Annotated in this window: 5 protein-coding genes; 4 read left to right on the forward strand and 1 reads right to left on the reverse strand. The window is 62.7% G+C overall.

Annotated features, from left to right (window positions below; translation table 11 throughout):
- Positions 1-24 precede the first annotated feature (24 nt).
- On the reverse strand, positions 25-1,131 hold the full coding sequence (locus C3F42_RS26615) for a 2-aminoethylphosphonate--pyruvate transaminase (protein WP_023629448.1): 1,107 nt from the start codon (positions 1,129-1,131) through the stop codon (positions 25-27).
- Between the two features lie 112 nt (positions 1,132-1,243).
- Here C3F42_RS26615 and C3F42_RS26620 point away from each other — a divergent pair, with 112 nt between their 5' ends.
- The 4 genes from C3F42_RS26620 to C3F42_RS26635 all read left to right on the forward strand — a co-directional run bounded on the left by C3F42_RS26620 (position 1,244) and on the right by C3F42_RS26635 (position 12,458).
- Entirely contained in the window at positions 1,244-2,101 is an 858-nt protein-coding gene (locus C3F42_RS26620; protein WP_023629449.1) for a LysR substrate-binding domain-containing protein, read from the forward strand.
- A gap of 97 nt (positions 2,102-2,198) precedes the next feature.
- Complete coding sequence (locus C3F42_RS26625; RefSeq protein WP_094012087.1) at positions 2,199-3,221, forward strand: AraC family transcriptional regulator; 1,023 nt, start codon at positions 2,199-2,201, stop codon at positions 3,219-3,221.
- 66 nt (positions 3,222-3,287) lie between these two features.
- Positions 3,288-7,754 (forward strand): NEL-type E3 ubiquitin ligase domain-containing protein, encoded by a 4,467-nt coding sequence (locus C3F42_RS26630; protein ID WP_104445111.1) that lies wholly within the window; start codon positions 3,288-3,290, stop codon positions 7,752-7,754.
- 432 nt (positions 7,755-8,186) lie between these two features.
- A complete protein-coding gene (locus C3F42_RS26635) occupies positions 8,187-12,458 on the forward strand; it encodes an NEL-type E3 ubiquitin ligase domain-containing protein (protein ID WP_158659596.1) in 4,272 nt (1,423 codons plus the stop codon).
- The last annotated feature ends 117 nt before the right edge of the window (positions 12,459-12,575 follow it).

The following is a 12,575-nucleotide window of genomic DNA, read 5'->3' on the forward strand; positions in this document are numbered from 1 at the left end:
TCCTTGAGATCGATGGGCAAAGTGTCAGATGTCCAGCACTTCCATTTCCCGCAGCACCTCGGCCACGGCATTGACGGCGGCCTGCATGCCATCGGCGCCGACCACGCCGATGCAGCCGACGCGGAAGGTCTCGACCTGGGTCAATTTGCCCGGATAGAGGATGAAGCCCTTGGCCTTGACCCGTTCGTAGAATGCCTTGAACTGGTAGCGGGCATCGTTCGGCGCGTGGAAGGTGACGATGATCGGCGCCTGGATTGCGGCCGGCAGGAAGCTGCGCAGGCCTATGGCGGCCATACCGTCGAGCAGGGTCTTGCAGTTGTCGGCGTAACGCTGGTGGCGCGCTGGCAGGCCACCTTCCTCGTTGTACTGCTGCAGGGCTTCGTGCAGGGCGGCTACCACATGGGTCGGTGGGGTGAAGCGCCACTGGCCGGTCTTGGCCATGTAAACGTGCTGGTCGTGCAGGTCCATGGCCAGCGAATGGGCGTTGCCCTCGGCAGCGGCCAGGGCGGCTTTCTCGGCAAAGACGAAGCCCATGCCAGGCACGCCTTCCAGGCACTTGCCCGAGGCGGCGATCAGCGCTTCGAAAGGCACCTGGCTGGCGTCGATCGGCAGCGCGCCGAACGAACTCATGGCATCGATGATCAGGCGCTTGCCGTGGCGCTGGACAACCTGGGCAATCTCAGCCAGTGGGTTGAGAATGCCGGTGCTGGTCTCGCAGTGAATCAGTGCCACGTGGGTGACGGCAGGGTCGGCGGCCAGCAGCTGGTCGACATCGGCGGCGGTGGTTGGTTGGTCTTCGGCGGTTTCGAAGGTGCTGTAGGGACGGCCCAGCACTTTGCAGATCTTCGCCAGGCGCTGGCCATAGGCACCGTTGATCAGGACCAGCACTTTGCCGTCACGCGGGACCAGGGTGCCGATGGCCGCTTCCACGGCGAAGGTCCCGCTGCCTTGGAGGGGCACGCAGTGGTGGCTGGCGCTGCCATTGATGATTGCCAGCAGTTGCTCGCACACACTGGCGGTCAGCTGGTTGAAGTCGCGGTCCCAGGAGCCCCAGTCCACCAGCATGGCTTGGCGGGTGCGGGACGAGGTCGTCAGGGGGCCGGGGGTCAGCAGGATCGGGGCGTTGCTCATTCCGTTATTCCTCACAAGCGGTGGTCTGGAACTACGGGGCTTAGGTTGCAATTCGGGCTTTCATCAATCAAATTGTTTGTTGTTATCCGAGCTATAACTAAGGCCGATACTAATGAACCTGTTCCAGCTACGTGCCTTCGATGCTGTCGCCCGTGAAGGCAGTTTCACCCGTGCCGCTGCGCGTCTGTTCATCAGCCAGCCGGCGGTGACGGGGCACGTCAAGGCGCTGGAGGAGCACTACCAGATCACCTTGCTGCGGCGTACTGCGCGGCGGGTGGAACTGACCGAGGAGGGTACCCGCCTGGCCGCGATCACCCGTGCCATGTTCGGCATGGCTGAAGAGGCGCAGGCCATGCTCGAAGCCAATCGCCAACTGCTCACCGGGCGCTTGGAGGTGGCCGCTGACGGGCCGCACCGGGTGATGCCAATGCTGGCCCAGCTGCGTGCCCGCTTCCCAGGCATTACCGTCAACCTGCGTTTGGGCAATGCTCAGGAAACCCTGGCCGCGTTGTTGTCCGAGCACGCCGACGTGGCGCTACTGACCGAGGTTGAGCCGCGCAAGGGGCTCTACCTGCAAAGCCTGGGAGACTCGCGCCTGTGTGCCTTGCTGCCGGTTGACCATCCTTTGGCTGGGGCCGCAGACGACTTGGCCATCGACGCGCTGGACCGACAGATTATGGTGCTGCGTGAACCGAATTCGATTACCCGCCGCACCTTCGACCAGGCCTGCGCCCTGGTGCAGGTGCAGCCGCGTGTGCTGCTGGAGCTCGACAGTCGGGAGGCCGTGACCGAAGCGGTGGCGGCACGGTTGGGCATCGGTATCGTATCGTCGGTGGAGTTGGCTCATGATCCGCGGGTAGTGGCCAGGCCCCTGGCTGGCGAGGGGCTGCTCAACCGGCACATGATCGGCTGCCTTGAGCGGCGCCGCGAATTGCGCCTGATCCAGGCTTTCCTAGGGCTGGCGGCATGATCGTGTGTTGCGCTGGTCGTACCTGGTGCGAGGGCCTGAGGCTGGCATTTTCGGTCCAGCGGCCTAAGATGGCCGTTGGATCGCCCCGGATCAACCGATGAGCACGAAAGACACGATTTCCATGCAACTGGTGCGCGAGGCCCTGTTGCAGACCTGCCGTGGCGACGAAGCGGATGCTGCTTTGCTGGCACGTGCCGGTATCGATGCTGGCGCCCTGTACCTGCCCGAGGCGCGTGTTGCCGCGCAATCCTATGCGCGCCTCTGGCGCTTGCTGGCCCGCCGTTGCGACGACGAGTTTTTCGCCATGGATGCTCGCGGGCTGCGTACCGGCAGCCTGGCGTTCATGTGCCGTGCGAGCATGGCGCAGCAAACTCTGGGCGACGGTCTCGAGATGGCGCTGAAGTTTCTTGCACTGATGCTCGAAGATCTGCAGCCGTGCCTGGTGCGGCAACAGGGGTTGGCGCAACTGGTCATTGATGAACCGCGCGCCGAGCCGCGTCGAGCCTTCACCTATTTCACCTTCTGGATGATCGTGCACGGCGTGGCCTGCTGGCTGGCCGGGCGGCGCATCCCTATCCTGGGCATCGAATTGCGCTGCGCCGAACCGCCGTTTTGTGATGATTACCGGGTCATGTTCTCCGAGAACCTGCAGTTCGACCGTCCGCGGACACGCATGATCATCCCAGCAGATTGTCTCGGCCTACCGTTGCGGCGCAGCGAGCAGGAGTTGCAGCGCTTTCTCGCTCAAGCACCGGGTAATATCCTGGTGCGTTATCGCGACCCGACCAGCTTGGCACGGCGTATTCGCACCGACCTGCTGCGCCAGGCCCCCGCGCAGTGGCCGGCGTTGGATAGCCTGGCGCAAAGCCTGTGCCTGTCTGCTTCGACCCTGCGCAGGCGTCTTGCCGAAGAGGGGCAGACCTACCAAAGGCTGAAGGACAGTGTGCGGCGTGAGCTCGCCACTACCTGGCTGGTGGGCGCGGAACCGGCGATGGGCGAGATCGCCGAACGTTTGGGGTTTGCCGATGCCAGCTCGTTCTACAAGGCCTTTCGCAAGTGGTTCGGGTGCAACCCGGGGCAGTACCGCGCTGTGATCCAGGCGCGCCACGCTGGCAATTGATTCCGTCTGCAGTGGAGCGGGCAGATACTTCAGCGTTGAGGGTTTCCAGCCACAGGATCGACCCTCATGCAACAGGCGCCACTGCACCCAAAGCTCGAACACCCGACTGATGACTTTCTCAGTGAGGTATTGCCGGACTGGTTGAGGCGGGCCAGTGCCGCCCAAGTGATGGCGTTGCGCGATGCCTATAAGGCCCACCTCAGAAGCCAGGCTGAAGTGTCGGCTGTATTCAGGCGGTTGGAACCCGTGGATACGTTTGCCCGGCGCTTGCTGGCGGAGGCGTTCTACCAGGAGCAATCTGTGCTCTTGGACCTCGACAGCGCGAACTGGCGGGAGCAGCGTCGCAGGTTCAAGGTGGAAACGGGAAAACTCCCCACGGATGAGTCGTACTTCGTGAAGGTGCCCGCTTTGCAGAGGTTGATGCAGAATTTTGCAAAAGGTGAATCTTTCTACATGGAAACGGCACTGGTTTATCCGCCAATTCCGGGCACCGACGTGCCGGAACGGATTGCCCTCGGTGACGCTGCACAGATTGTCAGTGTCTGCCGCAGGACTGATGTGGGCGCACGTTACCAGGAGCATCTGGCCCAGTTGTTCACTCCTGCATTCCAGCAATCCCTGGCCAACAGCCTTCGCCAAGCCCTTGCCCTGCAGCTCGAGATAGCCGCCACCCGGGGCCTTTTGCCGCCAGCCGAAGCCCAGATTGTGCGCGATGTGGTGGCGGGGCGGGCAGGCACGCTTCAGAACGGCCGGACAGTGCGGTGTGGCCCGTTGCAAGTATTGGGTTGCACTTTGCATGCGGCGCTGGTTGTGGAGCTCGGTAGCGACGACCAGCGGCATGCAGGCAGCGTGCTGCTGGTGCTGTCGGACGATGCCCACGCTGCCCTCCGACATCTGGTTTCCTGGCGTGTGATCAACTTCCAGCTGGTTGAAATGTTCAAGGATCCTGCTCGGTGTGCGGCGCTTGTACAACGGATCTCGCTGCGCGAGCGGGCCGGATTTCTCACCACGCTGGCTAAGCGGCTGGCCGATGAGGACCCTGATCTTGAGCCGACGTTCGCCAACCTGCCGCAGGGGCAGTTCGAGGGCCTGGCTTTACAGCAGTTGGAGCGGATACGCGAAGATGCGCGCTTCCTGGCTGTGCCGACAGCTGATGCGGACTCCAGGCAAGCGCTGGAACGTGAGCAATCTCTGGCGTCGGCAGGGTTGGCCCTGCTCAACCTGGCCGGGTTGTTCGTGCCGGCGATTGGCGCGTTGCTGTTGGCGGACATGGTGACGCACACACTGTCGGAAGTTTACGAAGGAGTCAGGCACTGGACCTTGGGCCATCAGCATGAAGCCCTCGAGCATCTGCTAGGGGTTGCCGAGAACCTGGCGGTAACTGCCGCGGTGGCCGCGGGGGGAGCGCTGGTGGCGCGTGGCTTTGTCCGGAGCACCTTCGTCGATGGGCTGGAGCCCATCAACAACGTCGCGGGCCGTCAACGGCTTTGGTCAAATGACCTGTCGCGTTATCAGGGCGAGCGGCCGAGCGCGACGCTTTACGAACTGGACAATGGTTTGCACACCGATGGCGTGCGGCATTGGTGGCTCCACGGTGGTAAGTACTGGCGGGTGCGTGCCCTGGGTGAGCATGGCCCCTGGCGCTTGCAGGACCCCACGGATGAGACCGCGTTTGGTCCTTCTCTGGAGCGTAACAATGAAGTTTCCTGGCAATTGTTTAGCGAGCGGCCGCTTGAGTGGCAGGGGGCCCAGATGCTGCTGCAACGCCTCTGGCCAGCCTCCTCGGCGTTAGGGAGCGAGCGAGTCGCCCAGGTGCTCAAGGTGGCGGACGTGAGCCAGGAGCATTTACGCGGCTTGCTGGTGGAGAAGCGCCCGTTGCCAGTGGCGTTACGCGACACCTTGGAGCGCTTTAGCGCAGATGATCGGATAGAGCGATTCTTTGCCCATCTCGGCAGGTCTGACAGTGAGTTGTGGCAATGGTGCCTGGACGATCTGGGGCTGCAAACCCTGTCGCGAGATGAACAGGTGGAGCAGGTTGCCGAGCGTGCCGCCAGCCTGCGGCCCCGGTTGCTCGATTACCTGGCTGGTCGCTATCTGAAGTCAGACTCCCTTGGCTGGCTTATCCAGCGCGATTTCCCGGGTTTGCCTGATGCGTATGCATTGCATGTTCTACAACACATCACGGCTGGGCAACGTGTCGCCCTGCGCACTCAGGCGCGGCTGCCGTTGGCGGTGGCACAGCATGCGCGCCAGCTGCTGCAGGTGGCCAGGCTGACCCGCATGCGTGAAGGGCTGTACCTGGCTGGCAGCCATCACCCAGGTCTGGATGAGTTGGTCTTCTGCCTCTTGCGCGAGCACGCCGGTTGGCCGGCTGCAACAAAAGTGGAACTGCGCGAGGGCTCAACTGACGGTCGCCGGCTGGCGTGTTTGCCTGAACCGGAACAGGCTGGCGTGAATGTGGTGATGGTCCGGCACAACGGTCGCTACCGCCTGTATGACGTGACCGGCACCGAGTCGCAAGCGAGGGCGCCAGGGCCACTTGAGCTAGACGAAGCGTTGCTGGCCTGCCTGCCAGTCGCGGACCGACGACGCCTCGGTTGGCATGGCGACGAGGCGTTGACTCAAATGCGCCTGACGCTGCAGCGCTGGCTGCCGCAAGGGCGTGAGGCCTTGCTTGAATTGTTGGGTGCCCGTGACGTTGGCGCGCCTCAAAACCCCATTCGGCGCCTGCCCGATGGCCGCGTTGGCTACTTGCTCAGCGGCAGGGGCGCAGGGGGCAATGCCGGCCAGCAGCTGATGCGTGCACGCATTCGAAGCCTGTATCCAGGCTTCAATGACCAGGAAGTGCAAACGTTTCTGGGCATCTTGCTGGAGCAGCCGGGATCGGCGTTGGGCAATCTGTTGCGGCAGGAACAGCAGTATCACAGGTTCAGTGAAGCATTGACGCGTTGGGTGGAAGGCACGCGCACCACTGCCAGCCAGTCTGCCCGCCTGTTGGTCGCAGACGAGCTGCGACGCAGCTGGCGCCTGATCGGCGAGCATATCGTCGACCAGCACGGAGCATCTCAGGGCATGCGCCTGAGCCTGACAGGCGTACCTTTACGCAGTCTTCCCGAGCTCCCGGTCGACACCGACTTCGCCCACGTGGCTGAACTGGTACTCAGTGACCTGGCGTTGGAACATGTTCCCGCCACCTTCTTGCGCTGTTTTTCTCAGCTGCGCTGGTTGAACCTGAGTGACAATCGCCTGACCGAGGTGCCTGCCGAATTGATGCATCTGTCTCATCTGACCAACCTCCGGCTGGCTGGCAACCAGATCCGCATGACCGCAGCGGGGGTTGCCGCCCTTGGCAATCTCACACGCTTGCGCATCCTCGATCTGAACCACAACCCCTTGGGAGCAATTGCTCTGCAGTTGGATGCGCTGGGCCGCTTGCGCGAACTGCACATGCGAGGCGCGAATTTGCAGACGGTGCCTGCGCAACTGCACCGTTGCCGTTTGCTGGAGCTTGTCGACTTGCGTGATAACCATATTGGCGCACTACCCGAGATGCTGCTCGAAGCCCCCGAGGCTTTGCGAATGGCCGTCAGGTTGTCCGGCAATCCGTTATCCAATGCTGTCAGGCAGCGCATGCTGGCTGCGGGCGCAGTGGGGGCCGCCGTGGACGCGCAACTGCCGGCGGTGGCCACAGCACGTGAGCAATGGTTGGCGTTGGTCGAGGCGCCGCGGCGTGGTATCAGCGAAGCACATTGGGATGGCCTTCAGGGCGAGGGGGGCAGCGACGAGTTTTTCGGGTTGCTGAAGGAGCTGACCAGCACCCGTGATTATCAACTCATTCCTGCTGATCTGGGGCGGCGGGTCTGGACCATGCTGGAGGCGATGCACAGCGATACGGTGTTACGTGAAGAACTGTTCAACCTGGCTGCTGACTCGCGAACCTGTGCCGATAGTGTGGCGGCCTGTTTCAGTGCCCTGGAGGTACGATTGTACCTGCGCCAGGCGCTTCAACAGGATGAGCCTGTGGCCGCACGGCTGACTCGCTTGCGCGTAGCCAGGCAGTTGTTCCGTCTTGAACAGGTTGAGCGTTTGGCCCGGGAGGATGTGCAGGCTCGCGTGGCGCAAGGGCAGACTGTCGACGAAATCGAGGTCAGCCTGGCCTACCGGACTGGTTTGGCTGTCGAACTGGAGCTTCCAGGCCAGCCAAGGACGATGCAGTTCAGCACCATTGCAGATGTCAGCCAGCAGCAATTGGCCGTGGCCGCTGCTGCGGTACGTGAAGCGGAAGGCAGTGACCAATTGGTGCGTTTCGTGACCCAGCGCGATTTTTGGCGAGAGTATCTGCAACGCGAGCAGCCGGCGACATTCAGCGCAGTTGAGGAACCATTCTCGGAACGTCTGGAAGCATTGAGCGGACTCGCCGCTGGTGGCGAAGGCGCTTATCTGGTCGAGGTCGACAGGCTGACGGCCGAGCGCAGGGCCGCGATCGAGGCGCTCGTGTTGCGGCTGACCCAGGAAGCAATGGGAGTGACATGAGCGCGGATATCGACGCTGCTTATGAAGGCGTGCCGCGATACCGTGGGCGGTAACCTGGGACGCGTGGCGAGGGGGCGTTTTACACCCTGCGTCAGGAGCGCAGGGTGACTGGCGCTCCTCGCCCCGTCGCATGATGGGGCAGCTCGGCGCCGTTCGCGTGACGTGAAGCAAAAAGAGGTGCAGTTCCTTCTGCGTTTAGCGTCGGCGGTCGGGGAGCATTGACGGGTCGCTACCGTCAACCAAGGAGACTCCATGACCACAACCGCGGAACGTACGACTGAACAGAAAATCACCAGTGCTACGCATGACTTCATACGCGCCAGGCTACCCGACTGGCTGAGCCGGGCTTCGCTGGCCCAGATCAGAGATCTACGGGCGCGCTTCAAGGAACATCGGGCAAGCCAGGCGCGGCTGCGGGCTGTTACTGCCCAATTGCAATCGCTGCAGGTGTTCGCCGAACGGCACTTCAGCGGGTTGCTCAGGCAACCACTGCCCGAAGGTACGACCTTTGCCGAACTTGAATGGCGGGTCGTGACGCCCCGCTTCGACACGCTTGCAGGCCAGGCGTTACCCAGTTACGGCTATAGCGAGAGCCGGCGTAACGGGCTGCAGCAACTGATGAGCAACTTCCCGGCGCACAGCACTTATTACAAAGGTACAGGCCTGGTGCTTGCAGGCACGGACGCTGTCCTTTCGGGCGAGTCCGGCGAACTGGTCGCAGGCTGTCGGGAGCTGGATGCAGGTAGCCGCTATCAGGACTTGCTGGCGCAGGTTTTTTCGCCCGCGACCGAGGAGCTGCTGGCCGATCACAAACGTTCAGGTTTGCGGCTTGCCACCAAGATCGCTGTGTTGCAAGGCGAAATAGACGCTTTCGGCGAAAGCGCCTTGCGTGGGGTACTCGATGAGGAAATAGGTCTGCTGCACATCGGGCTGAGGGCTTACCCAGGTTTGTTGCAGGTGCTGGAGCAGCCTGTTGCTGACGGCATGCTGATCGAATTGAAAGATCAGCACGGTCAGTCTCAGGGGATCGTGCTTTATCTGCCGACAGATCCGGTGAAGGCCCTGCGCTATTTTCGCGACGCGGCCGTGCTGGAGCAGGCCCTTGCCATGTTGCTGCAAGCGCCGGCTTACCGGCAGCATTTCAGCCAGTTGATCAGCTTGCGGCACAGGGCAGGTTTCCTGCGTACGCTTGAACTGCGGCTGCAGGATCAGGTTCCCGACCTGCGGGTGCAGGCGAGGACTGTTCAAGGGAGCGTGTTTGCCAGGATGGCCGCAGAGCAGGTGCTACGGGTGAAAGATGATGCACGCCTGTTGCTCGTGCCAACGGCGCAAGCCGATGCCCAGGCCGCACGCGAGCGCTTTGAACAGTGGACGTCGGCCGGCATGAGCCTGGTCAATCTGGCCGGGTTATTCATCCCGGTGGTCGGCGCGATCTTGCTGGGGCAATTGTTGGTCCAGACGCTGTCCGACATCTATGAAGGCGTTGCCGACTTGAGCGAAGGGCACCAGCATGAAGCCTTGGAGCACCTGTTCAATGTGCTTGAAACGGTGGCGGTGGGCAGCGCCGTGGTGGCAGGGGTTGCACTGTTGCAAGGTGGCCTGCTCGATACCCTGCAACCGGTGAGCCTCGGCGCGAGGGGACAGCGCCTATGGTCTGGGGACCTCGATCCCTACCAGTCCCGCCCAGAAGGCGCGAGCCTGGGCGCGGATGGCCTGTATCGTCAAGGCACGCAATGCTGGATGCGCTCAGGGACGCGTTACTTCGAGGTGCACCGGCAGGAGCCAAATGGCTTTTATCGTCTGCGTCACCCTCTGCGTGCTGATGCCTATGGCCCGATAGTGCTGCATAACGGTGAGCGCTGCTGGCAACTGATGTGCGAGCAACCACTGGACTGGCAGGACAGCGCCCGCATGCTTGATACCCTCTGGCCGCAACATCCTGCCATTGACTCGGCCAGGGCCCGGCAGATCCTGCAGGTGGCAGGCGTCGACCAGGATGAACTGCGCGGTATCCTGGTCGAGAACCGTGTCGTGCCGGTGAACCTCAGGGAGACCCTGCGGCGTTTCGAGCAGGATTCGCGCGTTGACCGGTTCTTTGCCCACGTTCGCAGCGGCCAACTGCCGCAAGGGGATATTCCCTTGCTCCGCTGGTGCGAAGCGCAAGAGCAGGTCGGTAGCGGAATGAGCAACGTGCTTGCCCATGAACATGCCCTGCGTGGCCCCTTGCTGGAGCACCTGACAGCGTGGCCTGCCAGCGACGATGAGCTGGTACGCGTGCTCGTGCGGGACTTTCCTGGCCTGCCGGTGGCTTATGCCCGTGAGTTGGCGGCAGAGGCAGATGCGACACAGCGCAGCCAATCGCTTGCCACTGGCAGGCTGCACCTGGAACTTGCCAGCCGAGCCGCTGCGTTGCTGCGTGTGGTGCGCCTGAGCCGTGCGCTGGAAGGCCTGTACCTGACCTGCGCCTACAGTGATGAAACCGGTGCGTTGGTGATGGCGTTACTGGCTCAGGGTGATCCCATCTCGGTGAGCCTGGAGTTGCGTGAGGGGACGGTGAACGGGCGTCTGATTGGCAGCATCGTCGCCGCTGATGATGCGGTGGCCTGCAAGGTGATGGTGCGCAGCCAGGGACGTTTCCTGGTTTACGGCAGCGATGGTCGACCATTGGCGCTGGCGCATGACAGGTCAGCAGATATCTTTTCTGTCATATGCGAGACGCTCACCGCCCGGCAATTAGCCGAGTTGGGTGTGGACAGTGGCGACCGGGCAGTGCAACTGCGTGCTCAGATCGTCGGTCAAGTGCCTGCAACGGGTGACGGTATTTCGCGTTTGCTGGGCTGGCCAGCACAACCACGCTGGTTCAACCCCGGCAGGCGGCTGGAGGATGGCCGTGTGGGGTATCTGCTCAGCGGCCGCGAACCGGGGCGAGGGAGTGCGCGGGAGGTGCTACGGCGCGGCCTGCAACGGTATTTCCCCGGCTTGCAGGATGCTCAGCTGGATGCCGAAATAGAACGCCTGCTCCGGGGCAGGGGCACTGCGTACCAAATACTGGCCGACCTCCAGGATGACCATGAGGCTTTGGACCAGGCGCTCAATCGCTGGGTTTCGGCGGCGTTGAGCGACGCCGTGCGCCGATCGCGCATGCGCGTTGCCGCTGACTTGCGCCGAGCCTGGAGAGCGCAAGGTGAGCTGGTGCGGGATGCTCAAGGCGCAGTGATTGGCCAGCGCCTGCACCTTCTGGGCCCGCGTATCAGCAGTCTTCCCGAGCTCCCAGCCACGTTGGAGTTCGCTCACCTGACAGTGCTGGCCATCAATGAAACCGCGATCACTCACGTGCCTGCGCAGTTCATGCAGGGGCTGATTGCACTGCGGGTATTGAACATGAACAACAATCGGTTGTTGCGCCTTCCAGAGGGTATCGGTTACCTCAGCGCGCTGCGGGAATTGCACTTGCGCCACAATGACATACGTCCGGATTTAGCCTCCCTCACACGGTTGCAGAGCCTGGGCCGGCTGACCCACCTCGATCTCAGCCACAATCCCCTCGGGGAAACGACCATGAGTTTTAGCCGGCTACCGCATCTCGTACAACTGCGCCTGCAAAACTGTCGCCTCGAGCAGTGGCCGAGAGATATCGGGCTTTGTGGCTTCCTTGAGCAGGTGGACTTGAGGAGCAACCAACTGGTTGGCGTGCCGGGCGAGGTATTGGCGATGCCGTACGAGTTTCGCCGCTCCTTGTTGGTAGACGGCAACCGTTTGAGCTCCCTGGACCTTTTGCGATTGCAGGCGTTGGATGCCATCGTCGAGGAAAATGAGCTATTGAGCTCCCCAGTGGACGATCCGGTGCTCGTCCGGGCCTGGTGGGTCGACGGCGATGCGGCGGCCCAGCCGGCACGAGACCGGCGCTGGCAGCGCCTGCAGGCAACAGCCGAAGGGGGTGAGCTGATCGGCCTGTTGCAACGGCTGATACCCCTTGCCGATTATGCCTGGCCTCGCGCAGAGCTCCTGGAAAACGCCTGGCTCTTGCTGATGGCCATCGACACCGACGCTGACTTGCAGGCGACGGTGTATCGTCTCGCAGCGCAGCGGCCGGTAAACGACAACGCAGTGATGGACTGCTTCAGCCAGATGTGGGTGAGCCGCCTGCGCAACCAGGTTGCTCAGGCGCAGGTCGCCACCTCCGGCGCCGAGCTGTATGCGCTGGGGCGTAGCTTGTTCCGCCTGGAACAGGTGCAGCGCATTGCCCGGCAGGATACAGCGCGGCGCAGCCTTCAGCGCGAGGTCCATGATGCCCCTGGCATTCGCCTGGGGTATCGGGTTGGCCTGCGTCAATGGCTGCGCTTGCCGGGCCAGCCGCACGCCCTGCGTATCACCGATCTCAATCGTGTGAGCGCAGATCAACTGCTCGCGGCGCGGCGAACGGTGCGCGCCCTGGAAACGCCGGGGGCATTGGCAAGCTACCTGAGCCAGCGACCATTCTGGCAAGGCTTTCTCTCACGGCGTTATCGCCCAGCCTTCGAGGCTTTGGAGCAACGGGTTAACGAGCGCCAGCAGGTTTTGCAGGCACGCCGTGGGACGCTCGATACCGCGCAGTTCCAGGATGAGCAGGGGGTGCTGGATGAGCAGCGGGCAGAGGAGACCCAAGCCTTGAGGGTCGAGCTGAGCTTGCAGTTCATACGAGGATGGGAGCGGGGCCTGGGGTGAGCCCGTCAGCGGCCAAACCGGTCATCCAGATTGACAGCTTTGGCCATTGCCGCTGATGACGAGCGGCGCGAACATCGTCGGACCGATGGTTAACTCCAAAAAAAACAAACCAGGAGT

It is taken from the genome of Pseudomonas sp. PONIH3 (assembly GCF_002934345.1).
In the GTDB taxonomy this organism is placed as follows: domain Bacteria; phylum Pseudomonadota; class Gammaproteobacteria; order Pseudomonadales; family Pseudomonadaceae; genus Aquipseudomonas; species Aquipseudomonas soli.